The sequence below is a fragment of the Glaciihabitans sp. dw_435 genome (assembly GCF_018449675.1).
In the GTDB taxonomy this organism is placed as follows: Bacteria; Actinomycetota; Actinomycetes; order Actinomycetales; family Microbacteriaceae; genus Glaciihabitans.
Window position 1 is genome coordinate 315,689 of sequence record NZ_JAAVUZ010000002.1, and the last position, 19,422, is coordinate 335,110.

Genomic DNA, 19,422 nt, shown 5'->3' on the forward strand with positions numbered 1-19,422 from the left:
CGGAATAGTGAGCGTCACGACGCGTTACATATAATCAGTAGTAGAACGTGCTCCGGGGTCGGTGAGAATCCGAACCGGCGGTTACAGTCCGCGAGCTGCCGTGGGTCGCAAGATCCGCAGCGGTTGACTTGGTGAAACTCCAAGACCGACGGTTAAAGTCCGGATGGGAGGCGCACGTGTTGTATGGCAATTGCCCTGCAACAGGTCTTTCTTGACCCACCCCCGGAGTCCGTCGTAACCAGACGAGGACCGGATGAACACCCCAGGCACCGACATCGAGACGGCCATGCGCCACGCCCTCGATCTCGCCTCGCGCGGACCCGCCATCGGCGTGAACCCCCAGGTCGGCTGCGTGCTGCTGGATGCCTCGGGGCACACGGTCGCCGAGGGCTGGCACCGCGGGGTGGGCACACCCCACGCCGAGGTCGACGCGCTGTCGAAACTGGCAACCCGTGAAGTCACGGCCGCCGATGGCACCGTCGTCACCGTCCCGGATGCGCGGGGACTCAGCGCCGTCGTCACCCTCGAACCCTGCAACCACACCGGCCACACCGGGCCCTGCTCGGAGGCGCTGATCGCCGCCGGCGTCTCCGCCGTCTACTTCGCCGTCTCCGACCCCGGCATCGCCTCCTCCGGCGGCGCCGCGCGTCTCATCGAGGCGGGCATCCCCGTCACCGGGGGCGTCCTCGCCGCCGAGGCGGAGGAGTTTTTGCGGGTCTGGCTCACCGCCGTGCGCCTGCGCCGCCCCTTCGTCACGGTCAAGTGGGCGTCGACGCTCGACGGTCGCGCCGCCGCCGCCGACGGCTCCAGCCAGTGGATCACCGGCACGGCCGCACGCCAGCGCGTGCACGAACAACGCGAGGCCAGCGACGTCATTCTCGTCGGCACGGGAACGGTGCTGGCGGATGACCCGTCGCTGACAGCCCGCGGAGATGCCGGCGAACTCATGGAGCACCAGCCGGTTCCGGTGGTGATCGGCGAACGGGACATCCCGAACGACGCCAAACTCCGAACCCACCCGGCCGGGCTCATCCAGGCGCGGACCCGTGACCTCGGCGCCGTGCTCTCGGGACTGTTCGATCGCGGATACCGCCGCGCCTTCGTCGAGGGTGGCCCGCGGCTCGCCAGCGCCCTGATCGCGGCCGGCCTCGTCGACGAGGTCTCGGTCTACCTGGCCCCCACGCTGCTCGGTGGACCCGGCCTCGCGATCGGCGACCTCGGGATCCCCACCATCACCGCGCAGAAGCGACTCGACCTCGTCGGCGTCGAGCAGCTCGGCAACGACCTGCTCATCACCGCGCGACCGGTCGCGGCCGCGGTGAACCCGGTCGCAGGGTCATCCACTCTCCCCTCCACCTTCTCCACCACTCCGCTCAACCAAAAGAGGTAACCATGTTCACCGGAATCATCGAAGAGCTCGGCGAAGTCGTGAGCTGGTCGCCCTCCACCGACGCCGCCCGCATCACCGTGCGCGGCCCGCTCGCGGTCACGGACGCGAAGCACGGCGACTCGATCTCGGTCAACGGCGTCTGCCTCACGGTCATCGACCAGGGACCCGACTGGTTCACCGCCGACGTCATGGCCGAGACCATCGCGATGAGCACCCTCAAGAACCCGCAGCCCGGCGTGCGGGTCAACCTCGAGCGTGCCGCGCAGGTCGGCGACCGCATCGGCGGCCACATCGTGCAGGGCCACATCGACGGCACCAGCACGCTGCTCAGCATCGAGCAGGGCGGAGCGTGGCGCGTGCTGCGGTTCACCCTCGATCCCGAGCACGCACCGCTCGTCACGAGCAAGGGGTCCATCGCGATCGATGGCATCTCCCTCACCGTCAGCGCGGTCAGCGCCCCCGAGGAGCCGAACGCCTGGTTCGAGGTGTCGCTCATCCCCGAGACGCTCGCCGTGACGACCCTTGGCTTCAAACAGGTGGGTGACGCCGCCAACATCGAGACGGACATTCTGGCCCGCCATGTCGAGCGGATGACCCACTTCGCCGCCATCACGCCAGCCGCAGCAACCAGTACCAACGAATGGATTCAGTCATGAGTCTCGCCGATATCCCCACAGCGCTCGCAGCTCTCCGCTCGGGGCGCCCGATCATCGTCGCTGACGATGAGAGCCGCGAAAACGAGGGGGACGTTCTCATCTCCGCCGCGCTCGCCTCGCAGGAGTGGATCGCCTGGATGGTGCGCAACTCGTCCGGGTTCATCTGCGCGCCGATGACGAACGAGATCGCCGACCGGCTCGAGCTTCCGCTCATGGTCATCGACAACCAGGACCCGCTCGGCACCGCGTACACCGTGAGCGTCGATGCGGCGGACCGTCTCAGCACGGGCATCAGCGCCGCCGATCGCGCTCACACCCTGCGGGTGCTCGCCGACGTCAACTCCGTTCCGTCGAGCCTCAACCGGCCCGGCCACATCCTCCCCCTGCGCGCCGTCGAGGGTGGCGTGCGCGAACGCGGCGGACACACCGAGGCGACCGTCGACCTGATGAAGCTCGCGGGGCTCGTTCCGGTCGGCGCCATCAGCGAGATCGTCGGTGACGACGGCGAGATGATGCGTCTCCCGGCCCTCATCGCCCTCGGCGAGCGCGACGGGGTACCGGTCATCACGATCGAAGCCCTGATCGCGTACCTGCAGGAGACCCACGGGGATGCCCCACTTCCGGCCGCACCGCTGCCCGAGACATCCCGGGTCATCTTCGAAGTCGAGACGACCATCCCGACCGAGTACGGCCCGTTCCGTTTTCGCGCGTACCGCGACCGCATGACGGGTGCCGACCACCTCGCGGTGATCTCGGGCACGCCCGGCGATGGCGCGCTCGTGCGCGTGCACTCGGAGTGTCTGACCGGCGAGGCGTTCGGGTCCGAGAAGTGCGAGTGCGGGCCGCAGCTCGACGCCGCGCTCGAGGCGATCCAGCGCGATGGCGGTGTCGTCATCTACATGCGCGGGCAGGAGGGACGCGGCATCGGCCTCATCAACAAGCTCCGCGCCTACAAGCTGCAGGAGGAGGGCCTCGACACGATCGACGCCAACCTCGCGCTCGGGTTCCCCGCCGATGGCCGTGAGTACGGTGCAGCCGTCGCCATCCTCGAGGATCTCGGGCTCAGTGACATCCGCCTCATCACCAACAATCCCGACAAGATTAGCCAGCTCGAGGAGCGCGGTATCCGTGTCGTCGAGCAGGTGCCGCTGATCGTCGGGGTGGGCGAGTTCAACGAGGCCTACCTCGAGGCCAAGCGTGACCGCATGGGCCACATTCTTCCCGACGACAGAACTCTCGACAGCGAAGTACTCGCGAACAACAGACAAGGACTCACGGCATGAGCGGCGACGGAATTCCCGATATCAAGACGGATGGCACGGGGCTGCGCATCACAATCGTCGCCGGCTCCTGGCACGAGGTCATCACCGACGGGCTGCTCGCCGGTGCGCGCCGCGCCCTCGCGGAGGCGAACGTCGAAGTGACCGAGGTGCGCGTGCCGGGGAGCTTCGAGCTTCCGGTTGCCTCGAAAGCCGCGTTGGAAGCGGGCGCCGATGCCGTCGTGGCGCTGGGCGTCATCATCCGCGGAGGCACCCCGCACTTTGAATACGTGTCGGATGCCGCGACCAGCGGTCTCACGCAGGTGAGCATCCTCACCGGCAAACCCGTCGGCTTTGGCGTGCTCACGCTCGACGACGAGCAGCAGGGGCTTGATCGCGCCGGGCTGCCCGGATCGAAGGAAGACAAGGGAGCCGAGGCCGCCCAGGCCGCCGTCGCCACCGCCGTGCTCCTGCGATCCATTCGCGGGCAATAGTCAACATACGTTCACACGCCCGAAACACAGCGTAAGGTAGAGGGGTTCGCCACAAGCGGACCCCTCTCCTTCTCGGCAGTGTCGCTCGAGTTCCCATCGCGCTTACCGGTGTTGGTTCGAACTCGCGACGCTCTGCCTTCTCTTCCTCTCTCCTCCGGAGCACCTTTCACCATGTCTTCAGCAGCAGCGCCAGCCGCGACCACCAATACCCGTGGGCGGGTGATCATCGCCAGCCTTATCGGTACGTCCATCGAGTTCTACGACTTCTACGCGTACGCGACGGCAGCGGTTCTCGTCTTCCCGTCCCTGTTCTTCCCGAGCCAGAACGCCGCCAGCGCGCTGCTCAGCTCGTTCGCCGTGTTCGGCGCGGCATTCGTCGCCCGTCCGATTGGGTCGATCATCTTCGGGCACTTTGGTGACCGGATCGGCCGCAAGGGCACGCTCGTGGCATCCCTTCTCACGATGGGAATCGCGACCGTCCTCATCGGCGCACTGCCCACCGCACTGACCCCGGGATGGCAGGTTCTCGCTCCGACCCTGCTCGTGATTCTGCGTTTCTGCCAGGGCCTCGGCCTCGGCGGCGAGTGGAGCGGCGCCGCGCTGCTCGCGACCGAGAACGCACCCAAGGGAAAGCGCGCCATCTACGGCACCTTCCCGCAGCTGGGTGCACCGATCGGCTTCATCATCGCGAACGTGCTGTTCCTCGTGCTCAACCTCACGCTGTCCCCCGAGGCGTTTATCGCGTGGGGCTGGCGTATCCCGTTCCTGGTGAGTGCCGTCCTCGTCATCGTCGGACTGTACGTGCGTCTCAAGCTCGTCGAGACCCCCGCATTCCAGAAGGTCGTCGACAGCGGCGAGGTCGCCAAGCTGCCCCTCGCCCGTGTCTTCAAGATCAGCTGGCGTGAGCTCATCCTCGGAACGTTCATCATGCTTGCCACCTACGTGCTCTTCTACCTGATGACCACGTTCACGCTGACCTTCGGCACCACTGCTGCCTCGCTGGAGGCGGCCAAGGCTGCCGCCATCGCCAAGGGCGCGCCCCTCACGGACGCGGCAGCCGCGGCGTTCGTTCCCGGACTCGGCTACACCCGCAACGACTTCCTCATCATGCTGATCATCGGCGTCGTGTTCTTCGGTATCTTCACGCTGGTCTCCGGACCGCTCGCCGAGAAGTACGGCCGTCGCAAGATGCTCACCTGGGTCACCGTCGGCATCATCATCTTCGGTCTGCTCTTCGTGCCGCTGTTCGGCGCCGGCCAGGTTGGTGTGATGGCGCTGCTCATCATCGGCTTCACGCTCATGGGTCTCACCTTCGGGCCGATGGGCGCGCAACTGCCTGAGCTCTTCCCGACCAACGTGCGGTACACCGGATCGGCCATCAGCTACAACGTGTCCAGCATCCTCGGTGCCGCCGTCGCCCCGTTCATCGCCGTTGCCCTGTGGCAGGCCGCGGACGGAAGCACCTGGCTCGTCGGCCTCTACCTCAGCGTCATGGCTGTCCTTACGCTGATCGCGCTGCGCATCAGCAAGGAGACGAAGAACGTCGACTACGAGACCAACACGTCGGTGCCGGTCGAGGCGCTGCTCTAACCTGCTCTATCGGCGGACCGCTCCGGTTCGCCCGCGTCACAGCACCTGCACCACAGCACCGCCGAACGGCCCGGGCACACCGCCCGGGCCGTTTCGCTGTTCCCGGGCACACCGCCCGGGCCGTTTCGCTGTCCCCGGGCGTCCCGCGCCGGGCGGCAGCGCCGTGCCGCCGCACTCACGCCGCCCCGACCACCACGGTTGTACCAGCGCCTACGCGCCGAGCCATCGCCGTCGTGCGAGTGCACTCACGCCAAGCCATTTCGCCAGATGCGGAGATCCCGGCTTTTTGACTCTTCGTGAGGACTCAGGGGCGCTGTGTCGCCGCCAATTCCTCATCTAGAGAAGTGTCAAGAGTCGCAGGCGACGCGACTGGGGCACTGCGACGAGGCAAGGGGGCTTAGGCGAGGTAGCCAGCGACGCATGCGAGGTGGCCAGGGACGCAAGCGAGGTGGCTTGGGGCGCTGGCGGAGGCATCCGTCCGTCCGCCTCGGGTGCCGAATTTCACTGAGGGAGGAGATTCGGTTAGATCAGGCGGGGTGAAACGTCTCAGGAGCGCGATTTCCTCCGCGGTCAAAACGGAAACGCGGTCGCACGAACGAGGTGCGGCCCGCGGTCGGTCGGGCGCGCTCAGACTGCGGTCGGGCGGGGCGCCTTCAGCTCAGTCAGGCGGGACGGGCTCAGCCCGCGGTCAGCCGGCGCGCTCAGCTCACGAGAAACTTGCCCGGCCGCACCATCGCCCTCTCGTCGGGGGCGGCGAATCCGAACTGCTCGTACAGGCCGTGGGCGTCTCCGGTGAAGAGCACCCAGCGGAACTTCGCGCCCGGGCCCTCCTCGATCATCGCGGAGACAATGCGCTTGCCGAGGCCGTGACCACGGTGCGCGGGCAGAACGAACACGTCGGCGAGGTAGGCGTCGGTCACCCCATCCGAGACCGCGCGCGCGAAGCCGACCTGTGCGCCGGTCGCGTCGTCGTAGACACCGATGACGCGCCACGCCGCCGCGATCTGATCACGCACGTTCTCGCGCGTACGCCATCGACTCCAGTACGCCTCGGTGGACAGAAACTGCCACACCGCCTCGAAGTCGATGCGGGTCGGGTCGGCGTCAGTCGAGTAGCTCACACCCCATTCTTGTACGCTGGCGATGCCCATCCGCACCCGCACCCGAAGCACCAAGGAGCACGCCGCCGTGACCACACCCCTCATCGTTCTCGGCTCCGCCAATCGCGACTTCACGGTGGTGGTTGATCGTCACCCGGTGCCCGGCGAAACGGTGCTCGGCGGCGACATCCTCAGCGGAACCGGCGGCAAGGGGGCGAACCAGGCTGTCTCCGCCGCGCGCTCCGGCGTCACCCCGGTCTTCGTGTCCGCCGTCGGCGACGACTCGACCGGGCACGACCTCCTCGCCGAGCTCACCGCCGCGGGCGTCGACGTCACGCATGTTCAGCAGCGGGCGGATGCCCCGACCGGCGTAGCCCTAATCACCGTCGCCGCGGACGGAGAGAACACCATCGTCGTCGCGGCGGGCGCCAATGGGCGGTTGGAAGCGGATGCCACGTCCGCCCTGGTGTCCTCGCTCGTTGAGCCCGGCACCATCGTGCTGGCGCAGCTCGAGATCCCGCTCGACGTGGTGACGGCGTCGGCAACTGCCGCCTCGGAGCGGGGAGCGCGCATCGTGCTGAACCTCTCCCCATCACAGCCCTTGCCCACCGAACTCCTCGCCCTGTGCGACCCGCTCGTGGTCAACGAGTCCGAGGCAGCAGCCCTCGTCGGGCACGCCGTCGACTCGAAGGACGCGGCTGTCGACGCAGCGCGCGAACTCTCGGCGGGCAGCCGCTCGGTGGTCATCACCCTCGGCGGGGATGGCGTGGTCCTCGCCGACGATCTGGGATTGGTCCATCGGCCGGCACAGAAAGTCACCGTCGTCGACACCACCGGCGCGGGCGACGCGTTCGTCGGAGCCCTCGCCGCGGCCCTTGCGCTGGGCAGCGATCTGTCCGACGCCGTCGACGCCGGAGTGGCGGCCGGTGCCCTCGCGGTGCAGCACCTCGGGGCCCAGCCGCCGGCCTAGCAATCCCGGTTATTCGAAGAAGTGACCGTGCTCGAGATCATCGAGCAACCCCGGATGCGAGGGCGTCCAACCCACCAGCTCCTGTGTCGCAGCGCTTGAGGCCGGCGCATCGGCACCGATGAACGCGCCCATCCAAGCGAAATGCTCCCCCGCCTCGGACGCCGGAAGCGACACCACCGGCACATCGAGGTGGCGGCCGATGACCTCGGCCACATCACGCAACCGCACGCCCTCCTCCCCCACACCGTGCAGGATGGAGCCGGCGGGAGCCTTCTCGAGGGCCAGCACGAAGAGGTGCGCAGCATCGAGAACGTGCACCGCCGGCCAGCGGTTGGCCCCATCGCCGATGTACGCGGCAACACCCTTCGCCTTCGCGGTGTCGACAATGAGGCCCATGAACCCCTCCTTGTCCCTGTTGTGCACCGACGGCGCCAGTCGCACGATGGACGACCGAACACCGCTCCCGGCGAGCGCGAGCGTTGCCTGCGCACCGGCGATCCGCGGCGCATCGGCCGGCGTCAGGTTCGCGCCATCCGTCTCCAGCGCGAGCCGTCCGGGATTCAGCCCCAACACTCCCGACGCGATCACCAACGGACGGTCGGTCCCGGCCAGCGCCGACCCCATCGCCTCGATGGCGAGTCTGTCCGTCTCGCCGGCGGTGAGGTACTGCGAGAAGTCGTGGTTGTAGGCGAGGTGGATGACTCCGTCCGAGGTATCCGCCCCCGCCCGCAGCCCCTCGAGGTCGTCGAGAGAACCGCGAAGCACCTGCGCACCCGACGCGGTGATGGCGGCAGCGGACGCGTCCGAGCGGGCAAGCCCGGTGACCTCGTGACCCGCGGCGAGAAGCTCCGCGACAACCGCGGAACCGATGAAACCGGACGCACCGGTGACAAAAACACGCATGGAATTTCCTCCAGAAGAGCGACCGTGCCCGTCGCGGTGTGCGCCGAGCTGTGCAATGTCAGCCGCTGTCATCACACGCTAACACCAATGTCAGCCACTGTCATCATGTAGACTGACGACATGGGTCGATGGGAGCCGGGCGCGCTCGGACGAATGCAGCAGGCTGCCTTCGAGCTCTACGCCGAGCGCGGCTTCGAGCAGACCACCGTCGCCGACATTGCCGAACGCGCGGGTCTCACCGAGCGCACCTTCTTCCGCCATTTCGCCGATAAGCGGGAGGTGTTGTTCTTCGGGTCCGAGTCGCTGGTCGACCTCTTCACCACGACGATCATCGATGCGCCCGCCGACGCGACTCCGCTGCAGGCCATCACCGCGGCCCTCGAAGCGGCAGGCCCGCTCTTCGACGAACGCCGCGCGGGCGCCGTGCTGCGCCAGTCCATCATCAGCGCGAACACCCCGCTGATGGAGCGCGAGCTCATGAAGATGGCGAAACTCACCACGGCGGTCGCCGCAGCCCTCCGCACGCGCGGCCTCGGCGAGCTGGCCGCGAGCGTCACCGCGGACCTCTGCGTCGGCATCTTCACGATCTCCTTCCAGCGCTGGATCCTCCCGTCGAACCCGCAGGCCTTCGGCGACCACGTACACCAGGCACTCGCCGAGCTGGCCGCCATTACCGCCGCCCCCTGACGCACCGTCCCCACAAAAGACCGCGCGGTCTACCCCGGCGATCGTTGTGCGATCCTCCGAGAGTGTGAACGCACGGGGTCGCCCGGGTAACTGTGGGTACAGGCTTCGGTGAATCGACCTGAAACCTGCGCCCGGGTCATCCGAATCCTTGGAGCCAGCGACCAGAGCTATGCAACACGCGGCGTGTTTGACTTAGGTCATCGAATCGCGGGCTCCCACGCCCGCGTTCTGTCGCCCGCGGCGCACCCACATTCACACTGACCGTGAACCCTCGGCCAGATCCACAGCTAGGAGCTCTTCATGAAGTTTCGACTACGACACGCGCTTGCGGTCGTCGGCATTGCGGCGGTCGTGTCACTGACCGCAGCCTGCTCGACGGCCGTCTCCACCGACTCGGCAACGAGCACCGGCACCGCGACGTCCGCCGCACGCACCCCGGTCAAGGACCTCAAGATCGCCATCGTGCTGTCCGGCCCCACGACCGACCACGACTTCAACCAGGTCGGGTACGAAGCCGCAGAGGCCGCGGGCAAGTCCGTCGGCGCCAAGGTTGCCTTCGCCGAGAACGTGAGCGACGCGAACGCGGAGCGCACCATTCGCAACTTCGCCTCCGAGGGCTACCAGCTGATCATCGCGCACAGCTTCTCGTTCGGTGACGCCACGCTGAAGGTTGCCAAGGAGTTCCCGGACACGGTGTTCATGGCCGGAACCGCCACCAGCAACGCCTCCAACGTCGGCACCTACGACAACCCCGACTACCAGGGTGCCTACCTCGCGGGCATGCTCGCCGCCGGCACCTCGACCGACGGAACCGTCGGCTGGGTCAGCGCCATCCAGACCCCGAACCTCCTCGCTAACCTCCACGCGTACGAGGCCGGCGCCAAGGACATCAACGCCAAGGCCACCGTTCTCCACTCCTTCATCGGCAGCTTCTACGACCCGCCCAAGGCGAAGGAAGCGGCTCTCGCTCAGATCCAGAAGGGCGCACAGGTTCTCAGCGCCCAGACCGTCGGCACGATCGACGGCGCGATCGCCGGCAAGGCCTACGCCATCGGCGCCCTAACGGACCAGAACTTCCTCGGCCCGCAGACGGTTCTCACCTCGGTCACCTGGGATGTCTCCCCGCTCTTCACCGATATCGCCAAGGCGGTTCAGGACGGCAGCTGGACGAACAAGAACTACAGCTACGGCATCAAGGAGGGCTCCATCGGCCTCGCGGACTTCCACGGTCTCGAGTCCAAGGTTCCCGCCGACGTGATGAAGACGGTCCTCGAGCGCGAAGCGCAGATCAAGGACGGCAGCTTCACGGTGCCGTACGACGTCTCCACCGTCGACTAATCGGCTCGGCCCGCGTCATCCGCTGTCCCGAATGTGGGAGAGCGGATGACGCGGGGCACACTCACCTCCCTGCACCACCCGCTCCCGAACCGAAGGACGACGCGTTGACACTCTCATCCACGCAGAACGCTGCGGCCGAACCGATCCTGCGCGTGCAGGACAGCACTGTGCGCTTCGGGAGCGTCGTCGCCAACGATCGTGTGTCGTTCGACCTGAAGCCGGGCGAGATTCACGCCCTGCTCGGCGAGAACGGCGCGGGCAAGACCACGCTGATGCGCGTACTCGCCGGCCTGTTGCAGCCCGACGAGGGCACGCTGTTCCTCTCGGGAACCCCCACCACCTTCCACTCGGTCGCGGACTCCTCCGCCGCGGGCATCGGCATGGTTCACCAGCACTTCATGCTCGTGAAGACCATGACGGTTGCTGAGAACGTGAGCCTCGGGCTGAAGTCCGCCGGCCGGTTCTTCCCCAATATCGCTCGCGTGGGTCGCGAGCTGCGCGCCCTCTCCGAGCAGCACGGACTCGCCCTCGACCCGAACGCGCGCGTCTCCGACCTGTCGATCGGTCAGCAGCAGCGCGTCGAGATCCTCAAGACGCTGTACCGCGGCGCGAATATTCTCATCCTCGATGAGCCCACCGCCGTGCTCACCCCCGGCGAGACCGATTCCCTGCTCGAGCTGTTGCGCTCGCTCACCGAACAGGGCACTTCCATCATCTTCATCTCGCACAAGCTCCGCGAGATCCGGGCGATCGCCGACCGTGTCACGGTCCTGCGCCACGGCAAGAGCATCAGCACATTCAGTCTCGATCAGACCGACGACGCGACCCTCACGTCGGCAATGATCGGACGCGACACCGCCCCCGCCGTCTATAACGCAACCGCGACCGTGCGTCCCCGGCTCGAAGCAGTCCCCCGGCTCGAACTTCACGGCCTCAGCGTCACCGACCGGCGCGGACACACCACCCTCGACTCGATCAGCTTCTCCGTGCAGCCCGGCGAAATCTTCGGCATCGCCGGCGTCGATGGCAACGGACAGAGCGAGCTCGCCGATGTGCTCAGCGGCGTGCGCCGCGCGAGCGCGGGGTCGCTGGAACTGGACGGCACCGACATTTCCTCGCTCGGAGTCGCCGCCCGCATCACCAGCGGCATTGCCCACGTTCCGGAGGACCGCCAGAGCACCGGGCTGATCCTCGACCTCAGCATCGCCGACAACCTGGCGATGGAGACCGTCGGCATCGCTCCGCTCAGCAAGCGCGGCACCCTCGACCGCGCGGCCGTCCGCGAGAACGCGCTCCGGATCATCTCCGAGTTCGACATCCGCTGCAGCGGCCCCGACCAGGCGGTGCGCGAGCTTTCCGGTGGAAACCAGCAGAAGGTGCTCCTCGCCCGGGCAGTCACCAGGTCCCCGCGTGTGTTGATCGTCTCGCAGCCCACCCGCGGTGTGGACCTCGGCGCCGTCGAGAACATTCACCGCCAGATTCTTGAGCTTGCGGCAAGCGGATGCGCCGTGGTGCTGATTTCTACCGAGCTCGACGAAGTACTTGCCCTCGCCAGCCGTGTCGCCGTGATCTACTCCGGCGCGCTCCTGGCCACCTACGACCGCGCCGACGTTGACCTCGGCACCATCGGAATGAATATGGCGGGACAGGCCGCATGAGCCAGACACCAGCAACCTCCTCGAAGCCCGCCGCCTGGCGCACCACCGTGGTGCGCGTGACCGGTGGCGTCGAATTCTGGACGATCCCTGTCGCCATCCTGCTTGCCTTCATCGTCGGTGGCGTGCTCATGGTCGTCGCCGGGGTCAACCCGTTCGACGCCTACGCGGCACTCGTCAACGGCGCCTTCGGCACCACCCAGCACGTGGCAGACACGCTCATCGAGGCAACCCCGCTCGCCCTCATCGGTGTCGGCATCGCGCTGTGTTTCCGGGGTGGCATCTTCAACGTCGGTGCGGAGGGCCAATTCCTCCTCGGAGGAATGGCCGCGGCCCTCGTTGGCCAGGCGCTCGGCACGGCGCCCTCCATCGTGACCCTGCTCGGAATGGCCATCGCCGCGATGATCGCCGGGGCCGCGTGGGCAGGCATCGCGGCGCTGTTGAAGGTCTACCTCGGGGCATCCGAAACTCTCACGACCATCATGCTCACCTACGTCGCCACCTACCTCGTGTCGTACCTGCTGAACGGTCCCGCCAAGGATCCCGCCAGCCCGCTCGCGCAGACCGCGCCGCTGACGTCGTCGGGGCTGCTGCCCGCCCTGCTCCCCGGAACCACGCTGCACGTCGGCATCATCCTTGCGGTGGTCGTGGCCATCGCCGCCCACCTGTTCCTGCGCCGCAGGGTCGGCGGATTCCAGCTCATCGCGACGGGACTCAACCCCGTCGCCGCCCGCAGCGCGGGGCTCCCGGTGCGGCGCATCTTCATCTCCGTCTTCCTCGCCAGCGGTGCCCTCGCCGGACTCGCCGGCATGGTGCAGGTCGCCGGCGTGCAGGGAAAGATGATCGTCAACCTCTCTCCCGGTTACGGCTACACAGCCATCGTCGTTGCCCTGCTCGGGCGCAGCAGCCCCCTCGGTGCACTTTTCGCGGCGCTGTTCTTCGGTGCGCTGTCCGCGGGCGGCGCCTCGATGGAGACAAGCGTCGGCGTTCCCGCCTCCCTCGTCACGATCGTGCAGTACCTCACGGTTCTGCTTGTCATCGCGTACACCGCCTTCCGCACCCTGCGCAGACCGTCGCGCACCGCAGAGGGTGAGGAGTAAGCCATGGACATCCTCAACTGGATCGTTTCCGCCTCGGGCGAAGGCTTCTTCTCCGCCACCATGCGACTGGCAGTCCCCCTGCTGCTCGCGGCAATCGGTGCCATCTACGCCGAGCGCGCCGGCGCCATCAACGTCGGGCTCGAGGGCATGATGCTCTCGTCCGCCCTCAGCGCCGCACTCGTTGCCTCCAGCACCGGCAGCACGACCACGGGTCTTCTCGCCGGCGTTGTCACCGGTGTCGGCGTCGCCGCGCTGCTCGCCATTTTCACCGTGCTGCTGCCCGCAGACCCCGTGGTCGTCGGTATTTCGCTCAACCTGCTCGCCGTGGGTGGAACGAGCTTCATCTTCCGGGTGGCGGTGGGCCAGGCAGGCACCACGAGCACCACACCGGTGATCGAGGCATCCCCCATTCCCGGCCTCGACCAGATTCCGATCCTCGGGCCACTGCTCTTCGACCAGAGCTACCTCGTCTACATCGCACTGCTCGGCGTCGTCGTCACCTGGCTCGTGCTCAAGTACACGGGTTGGGGACTGTTGATCCGCTCCGCCGGTGAGCACCCCGCGGCCGTCGACAGCCTCGGCCTCAGCGTCAACCGCACGCGTTTTCTCGCGCTGCTGGTCAGCGGCGGTTTCGCCGGGCTCGGCGGGGCGTTCCTCAGCCTCGTGGCGTCCAACCAGTTCGTCGAGAACATGACGGCGGGCCGCGGCTACATCGCGATGGCGATCCTCATCCTCGGCCAGCGCAGCCCGTGGGGCGTTCTCATCGCCTCCCTGATCTTCGGCGCGGGAGATGCCTTCCAGTTGCGGGCTCAGCTCGACAACACCGGCATCCCGTTCCAATTCCTGTTGATGATCCCCTATGTCCTGACCATCGTCACTCTGGCGGTGTTCGGACGGAAACTCATCGATCCGGCAGCACTCGGAAAGCACTTCAGAAGGGGACATCGATGAGTCAGACAATCAGCGCCAGCGCCACCCAGCCCGGCTCCGCCACCGCGCTGCGGCCGATCGCCGAACTGCACGTCCACGTCGAGGGCACCCTCGAGGTCGAACTCATGGTGAAGCTCGCCCGCCGCAACGGCATCGTACTGCCCACCTACGACGCCGACGTGCTGCGCGAGAAGTACAAGTTCGACTCCCTGCAGTCGTTCCTCGACATTTACTACGAGAACCTCGCGGTGCTGAAAACCGAGGACGACTTCTACGACCTCGCCACCGCCTACCTCACCCGTGCGGCGGCTGCAGGTGTGCGTCACGCCGAGATCTTCTTCGATCCCCAGACGCACCTGCTCAACGACATCCCCATCGAGGTGGTGTTCGGCGGCTTCAGCGCCGCGCTGGGCGACGCCCGCACCAACCTCGACGTCTCCAGCGGTCTCATCATGTGCTTCCTGCGGGATCAGGGCGCGGATGCCGCGATGCAGACCCTCGAGCAGGCACTCCCCTTCCGTGACAGCTTCATCGGCGTCGGGCTCGATTCGGCCGAGGTGGGTTTTCCGCCGTCGCTGTTCACCGACGTCTTCGCCCGGGCATCGGCCGAAGGATTACGCCGCGTCGCCCATGCCGGCGAGGAGGGCGGTCCCGACTACGTGTGGGAGGCCCTCGACCTGCTCGGCGTCGAGCGCATCGACCACGGCAACCGAGCCCTGGAGGATCCGTACCTCGTCGCGCGCCTGCGGGATGAGCAGATACCCCTGACGGTCTGCCCGCTGTCGAACGTGGCACTGCGCACCGCGTCATCCGACCTGTCCCAGCATCCGCTGCTCAACATGCTCGACGAGGGACTGCTCGTCACGATCAACAGCGATGACCCAGCCTACTTCGGCGGCTACATCGACGACAACCTGACCGCCATGACCGAGGCACTCGACCTCAGCCCGGCCCAGCTCGACACGCTCGCGGAGAACTCGTTCACCGCATCGTTCCTGCCGGAGGCCGACAAGATCCGCTACACAGCAGAAGTGAGCAAGTACCGTGCAGAGCGTTGAACTGACGACGGGCCGGCGCATTGGCGTCGTCCTGCACCCGGGCGACGACGTCCTCTCCACGATCGCCGATGCGTGCGTGTTCCACGGCGTGAAGCAGGGCTACGTCTCGGTGTTCCTCGGCGCCTTCCGCTCGGTGCGCTTCATCGCCTCGCACGAGCCCGTTGCCGACCCGGAACCGCCGCTCAAGGACTCCACCACCGTCGAGTACGTCGAGGGCGTCGGCAGCGGATCGGTCACCTGGGATGAGGTTCTGGGCGCGCCGCAGGTGCACCTGCACGTCGCCGTTGGAGTGAAGGATGACGCGGCCGCTGGCCATGCGGGTCACCTGTTGGCGGCCACCACCCACTACGTCGCCGAGCTCGTGATCGAAGAGGTGCTCGCTCCGACCATGTCGCGCGTGTCCGACGTCAACGCGCACGGGCTCGAAAACCTCGCCTTCACGTACCGCGGCTGACGCCCGACGCTAGACCATCGCGAGCGCGGCGGCTCCGGCGCGGGCGACCCGACGGTCGTTGTCGACGGTGCTGCCGCTCACTCCGATGGCGCCGACGATCTTGCCCTCGATCGTGAGGGGGATCCCGCCCGGGAAGCTGATCAACCCGCCATTGGACACCTCGATGTTGTACAACGGTCCACCCGGCTGGGATAGCTCGCCCAGGTCCCCGGACTCCATGTCGAAGAACCGTGCCGTGCGGGCCTTCTTGATCGCGATGTCGAGACTGCCGAGCCACGCGCCATCCATTCGAATGAAGGCGGTGAGGTTGGCTCCCTCGTCCACGACTGCGATGTTCATGGCGGTGTTGATCTCCTCGGCGACGCGTCGCGCGGCCTCGATGACCGCCTGCGCGTGCTCCAGCGTCATGTCACTCATTGTTTTCTCCGTTCGGTCGATGCCCTCCGGCCCCGTTGCCGGACGTGCAGTGCGACCGTTCCAGTTCACGCGGGGTGACACCCTCTGTCTACCCCTCGCGCGAAGGCCCGAAGGGGGGCTAACCCGCCCGCGGCAACCGCAGTGAGCCTCGTCCGTTTCGCCAAATGAGGACATTCCGGCGAGAGAGGGCCCCGGAGTCCTCATCTGGCGCGAATGCCTCCCGATCTCCTCATCTGGCGAAATCGACTGCGCTGGATCGGCCGATGGCGGGGCTGCACGGCGGCCTTCCGGCCCATCCAGTTGCCAAGCAACCGGTCTGCCGCGGGTAGACCGCCAGTCAGCCCCTCGTCACTGCCAGACTCATCTGTACGTCCGCCCTCGACAGCATCCACCTGGAGTACGAATGGCATTCTTCCGACGCCGCCGCGCAAAGAACCCAACCGCAGCCATCGCCGCCTTCTGGACCTGGTGGCGAGAAAGTGGAGCCGCTGCCTTTGAGAAGGGCGCGGCGACCAACGAATGGGGCGCTGCGGCCGAGGAGATGTCGCGACGCGTCGACGCGATCAACCCTTCCCTGAGCTGGGAGCTCGCGGGTGGGTTTGACGCTGAGCTGGCTCTGGTGGTGACCGGGGCGGGATCCCGGGAGCTACGTCCCATCACCGACCAGTGGTTGAGAGCAGCTCCACCGGCAACCGAGATCTGGGAATACATTGACTACCGACGCCGCTCCGATCTCAACGAAGGTTTCCCCGTGATGTATGAGGATGTCCTTGTGGAGTTCAGCGACGCGCGCTTCGTCATGGATATCGCCCCGGATTACTCCTTCGTCGACGTCGATGTGTACCACCCCGCCTTCGCTCTCCTCACTGGAGTCGAGGGGCCTGGTGGCGCCACCTTCCTCATTCTCGATGCACTCGTGGGCGAGAGAGATGTCGAGGAGTTCATCGGTGGCGTCGACGTCATGCACGGTTCCGCGCCGGCCGGTGCCGTCGACGGAGCCGCACTTCTCGCCGCGATCGACGCCATCAAAGCGAAGCGAGACTCCCTGCGCTGAGCGGGCACGGCTAGCACCTGGTCGGCCCGCTAACCAGCCTCTACAACTGCTGGGAGCAGTCCGCGCGCGGCCGCCATCACCCGGGCGATGAGCACGGCGGGGTCGACGATGTCGCCCGACGCAATCAGCCGGTCCAGTTCCTCCAACGTGATCCACACGGCAGTGACCTGCTCCGCGGGGTCCGAGGTGTCCGCAACGCCAACGCTCGTCGCACGGCAGAAAAAGATGTGCGCGGGCCAGGCGACACGTCCGGGATTCGGGAAAAACGTGTGCAGCGGGTCGAGGGACACCGGGATGAGCCCGATCTCTTCGCGACACTCGCGGAACGCGGCATCCACTGGTCTCTCATCTGCGTCGCCGGCACCACCTGGCAGATCGTAGATCCATCGGTCGATCGCGTAGCGGTACTGCCGCGTGAGGCAGAGCCGGCTGAGTTCATCGACGATGAGCACCGCGACGGCGAAGGGAATGCTCTCGTCGACTTCGAAAGTGGATGTCCCGCCGCCGGGCAACACCACGTCATGCTCGGTCACCACCACCCGACCGCGGTACACCTCGCGTGATCCCGTGGTCGTCCAGTGGAGTTCCGTGAGCGACGCGTCGAGGGATGTCATGTATCCATCATGCGCCGCCGACACTGCGCAGCGGCCGGGGCTACGGGCCGACCGGCCCAAGGCTCGCGAGCGCGAGGTACATGTCGACGCGATCCTCCATCGAGCTGAGGTCGCGGTTGGTCAGCATCTCGATGCGACCGATGCGGTAGCGCAGGGTGTTGGGGTGCATGTGCAGCTGACGGGCGGACTCGACCCACGCGCCGCCGCTCTCGAGGAACGCCCGGAGGGTTCCCACGAGGTCGCCGCCATTCTTGGTGTCGTACGCGATGAGGGGACGCAGCACCTCGGACGCATAGGCCGAGCGGGTGCGCTCCCCCAGCATCATGAGCAGGTCGCGGTGCGACTGCACACTCGAAGTGTTGGACAGCAGCACGGGGCCGCTTCCGCTGAGGTTTGCGAGCCGTTCGCGGGCCACGGCGATGCCGGATCCGAGCTGGCTGACGCCCATGATCGGGTCACTCAGGCCCATGCGCAGCTGGCGCCCCGCGAGGAACGGCAGGTAGTCCTCGGCGAGACGGATGACGCCGTCCTCGTACGATTCGCCGTCCTGCCCGGCACCGCTGACCAGCAGCACCGCCCGGCCGTCCATGATGCCTCCGATCACGTGGCTGCTCTGGGTCGAGAACATTCGGTACGCCATCTCGAGCACCGCCGAGGGTGGGAAGCGCGGGTCATCCACTTCGGCAATGACGATCGAGGTGGCAAGTTGCGGGTCGAGGCCCTCAAGCCGCATGCGCGCGGAGATCTCGCCGGGTGAGACGGTGTCATCGATGAGCAACTGCACGAGCTCGGACACGTGGCTGTGGTGCGAGTCACGCCAGCGGCTGGACAGCTCGAGCTCCACCCGAAGCGCCCCGAGCAGCGCGGAGACGACGATCGACACCTCCGGGGAGAAGGTGCGGTAGTCGCCCCAGCAAACGAGGTGGCCGGCCGCGCGGTCCTGGCCGGTGCCGATGGCCCACACCGAGAACGGGCGGTCGTCGGCGTCGGGCACGAGGGTGATTTCGGCTCCGGTGGCGTTCATCATCTGGTTCCACACGGCCGCAACATGCACACGGGTCGGCTCGGCGCCCGCTGTCGCGATTACCGATCCGACCGTGTCGATCACCCAGCAGGAGATGGCGAACTCGTCATGGAAGAGCTGCAACGCCGCGGCAGCGCCGCCCCCGCGACCGAGAACGTCGGACAGTTGGCGATTGAAGCGGATGCCCCGGGCGAGGAGCCCGTTCGTCGACCCCGGCTGGCCCTTGGCGACTTCCTCGGACAACGTCTTGAACGACACCGTCTCGGCGATCGTGGCGAGGGTGAGCTGATGCTGCCTGCACAGGGCGATGAGTTCGTCGGGGATGGAACCGATTTCGATGATGCCGACGATGAGGGCTGCAACCCGTTGGCGGGCAAGCGCGTTGACGAATTTCTCCATGCCGCCCGGGCGGGAAACCCACAGTCCGCTGGTCAGGACGACATCGCCGACGGAAAGGAATCGGGACGGGTCGGGCAGGTCGGTGATGTACACACCTGTCACCTGGCGCTCGAGCGCGTTCTCGCCGGGAACAAGGATGGAGATGCCCAGCTCGGGCCGACGGGCGAGGTCACCGAAGTTCATGGCTGCCCACCCTCCAGTCTCTCGAAGCGATCCCCCGTGCACATATCCTACGGCGGCTCCGGGGGTAGCCCGTCGTGTCTACTCGCGGGCCTCGGAGGTGAGGAATCCCTGTGTTTTCGCGGGCCGCCTGTCGGGAAGAGCGCCTTC

The 19,422-nt window shown here is 67.1% G+C and carries 19 protein-coding genes and 1 riboswitch; of the genes, 14 read left to right on the top strand and 5 right to left on the bottom strand.

Translation table 11 applies throughout. The features are described from left to right. Positions 1-44 precede the first annotated feature (44 nt). Positions 45-179: riboswitch (FMN riboswitch) on the top strand. A 74-nt stretch (positions 180-253) separates the two neighbouring features. The 5 genes from ribD to HB677_RS04290 all read left to right on the top strand — a co-directional run bounded on the left by ribD (position 254) and on the right by HB677_RS04290 (position 5,389). Then, positions 254-1,390: a bifunctional diaminohydroxyphosphoribosylaminopyrimidine deaminase/5-amino-6-(5-phosphoribosylamino)uracil reductase RibD gene (ribD, locus tag HB677_RS04270; RefSeq protein WP_255546167.1), complete on the top strand. Its 1,137-nt coding sequence runs from the start codon at positions 254-256 to the stop codon at positions 1,388-1,390. Positions 1,391-1,392: 2 nt separating this feature from the next. Then, positions 1,393-2,046 carry a riboflavin synthase gene (locus tag HB677_RS04275; protein ID WP_213814427.1) on the top strand — a complete coding sequence of 218 codons (654 nt, stop codon included), beginning with the start codon at positions 1,393-1,395 and terminating at the stop codon, positions 2,044-2,046. Beyond that, positions 2,043-3,329, top strand: a complete 1,287-nt coding sequence (gene ribA, locus HB677_RS04280) for a GTP cyclohydrolase II (protein ID WP_213814428.1) — start codon at positions 2,043-2,045, stop codon at positions 3,327-3,329. Before HB677_RS04275 ends, ribA begins: the two co-directional genes overlap by 4 nt. Next, positions 3,326-3,799, top strand: a complete 474-nt coding sequence (ribH, locus tag HB677_RS04285; RefSeq protein WP_213814429.1) for a 6,7-dimethyl-8-ribityllumazine synthase — start codon at positions 3,326-3,328, stop codon at positions 3,797-3,799. The genes ribA and ribH overlap by 4 nt, the downstream gene beginning before the upstream one ends. 171 nt (positions 3,800-3,970) lie before the next feature. Then, positions 3,971-5,389, top strand: coding sequence for an MFS transporter (locus HB677_RS04290; protein ID WP_213814430.1), 1,419 nt, complete (start codon positions 3,971-3,973; stop codon positions 5,387-5,389). Positions 5,390-6,090: 701 nt separating this feature from the next. Here the strand turns inward: HB677_RS04290 and HB677_RS04295 are convergent. Continuing rightward, positions 6,091-6,510 carry a GNAT family N-acetyltransferase gene (locus tag HB677_RS04295; RefSeq protein WP_307852472.1) on the bottom strand — a complete coding sequence of 140 codons (420 nt, stop codon included), beginning with the start codon at positions 6,508-6,510 and terminating at the stop codon, positions 6,091-6,093. A 67-nt stretch (positions 6,511-6,577) separates the two neighbouring features. On the opposite strand from HB677_RS04295, the gene HB677_RS04300 reads away from it, so the two are divergent. Beyond that, positions 6,578-7,459: a ribokinase gene (locus tag HB677_RS04300; RefSeq protein ID WP_213814432.1), complete on the top strand. Its 882-nt coding sequence runs from the start codon at positions 6,578-6,580 to the stop codon at positions 7,457-7,459. A 9-nt stretch (positions 7,460-7,468) separates the two neighbouring features. On the opposite strand, the gene HB677_RS04305 is transcribed toward HB677_RS04300, so the two are convergent. Next, the gene (locus HB677_RS04305) at positions 7,469-8,362 is read right to left on the bottom strand and encodes an SDR family oxidoreductase (protein ID WP_213814433.1); all 894 of its coding nucleotides are present in this window, start codon (positions 8,360-8,362) and stop codon (positions 7,469-7,471) included. Positions 8,363-8,482: 120 nt separating this feature from the next. Between HB677_RS04305 and HB677_RS04310 the strand changes: the two genes are divergently transcribed. From HB677_RS04310 to HB677_RS04340, 7 genes are all read left to right on the top strand, one after another. Then, a complete protein-coding gene (locus HB677_RS04310) occupies positions 8,483-9,049 on the top strand; it encodes a TetR/AcrR family transcriptional regulator (protein WP_213814434.1) in 567 nt (188 codons plus the stop codon). A gap of 300 nt (positions 9,050-9,349) precedes the next feature. Continuing rightward, positions 9,350-10,387 carry a BMP family protein gene (locus HB677_RS04315; protein WP_213814435.1) on the top strand — a complete coding sequence of 346 codons (1,038 nt, stop codon included), beginning with the start codon at positions 9,350-9,352 and terminating at the stop codon, positions 10,385-10,387. A 104-nt stretch (positions 10,388-10,491) separates the two neighbouring features. Beyond that, the gene (locus HB677_RS04320; RefSeq protein WP_213814436.1) at positions 10,492-12,045 is read left to right on the top strand and encodes an ABC transporter ATP-binding protein; all 1,554 of its coding nucleotides are present in this window, start codon (positions 10,492-10,494) and stop codon (positions 12,043-12,045) included. Next, positions 12,042-13,142 (top strand): ABC transporter permease, encoded by a 1,101-nt coding sequence (locus HB677_RS04325; protein ID WP_213814437.1) that lies wholly within the window; start codon positions 12,042-12,044, stop codon positions 13,140-13,142. Before HB677_RS04320 ends, HB677_RS04325 begins: the two co-directional genes overlap by 4 nt. A 3-nt stretch (positions 13,143-13,145) precedes the next feature. Further along, on the top strand, positions 13,146-14,093 hold the full coding sequence (locus HB677_RS04330; protein ID WP_213814438.1) for an ABC transporter permease: 948 nt from the start codon (positions 13,146-13,148) through the stop codon (positions 14,091-14,093). Further along, on the top strand, positions 14,090-15,130 hold the full coding sequence (locus tag HB677_RS04335) for an adenosine deaminase (protein WP_213814439.1): 1,041 nt from the start codon (positions 14,090-14,092) through the stop codon (positions 15,128-15,130). The genes HB677_RS04330 and HB677_RS04335 overlap by 4 nt, the downstream gene beginning before the upstream one ends. Beyond that, positions 15,117-15,584 carry a PPC domain-containing DNA-binding protein gene (locus HB677_RS04340; protein WP_213814440.1) on the top strand — a complete coding sequence of 156 codons (468 nt, stop codon included), beginning with the start codon at positions 15,117-15,119 and terminating at the stop codon, positions 15,582-15,584. Before HB677_RS04335 ends, HB677_RS04340 begins: the two co-directional genes overlap by 14 nt. A gap of 9 nt (positions 15,585-15,593) precedes the next feature. Here the strand turns inward: HB677_RS04340 and HB677_RS04345 are convergent, their stop codons facing one another. Continuing rightward, a complete protein-coding gene (locus HB677_RS04345; protein ID WP_213814441.1) occupies positions 15,594-16,001 on the bottom strand; it encodes a heme-binding protein in 408 nt (135 codons plus the stop codon). 403 nt (positions 16,002-16,404) lie between these two features. On the opposite strand from HB677_RS04345, the gene HB677_RS04350 reads away from it, so the two are divergent. Continuing rightward, a complete protein-coding gene (locus tag HB677_RS04350; RefSeq protein WP_213814442.1) occupies positions 16,405-17,055 on the top strand; it encodes a hypothetical protein in 651 nt (216 codons plus the stop codon). A gap of 29 nt (positions 17,056-17,084) precedes the next feature. Here HB677_RS04350 and HB677_RS04355 read toward each other — a convergent pair whose 3' ends face one another. Beyond that, complete coding sequence (locus tag HB677_RS04355) at positions 17,085-17,669, bottom strand: NUDIX hydrolase (RefSeq protein WP_213814443.1); 585 nt, start codon at positions 17,667-17,669, stop codon at positions 17,085-17,087. A gap of 40 nt (positions 17,670-17,709) precedes the next feature. Beyond that, complete coding sequence (locus HB677_RS04360) at positions 17,710-19,275, bottom strand: PucR family transcriptional regulator (protein ID WP_213814444.1); 1,566 nt, start codon at positions 19,273-19,275, stop codon at positions 17,710-17,712. Positions 19,276-19,422 lie beyond the last annotated feature (147 nt).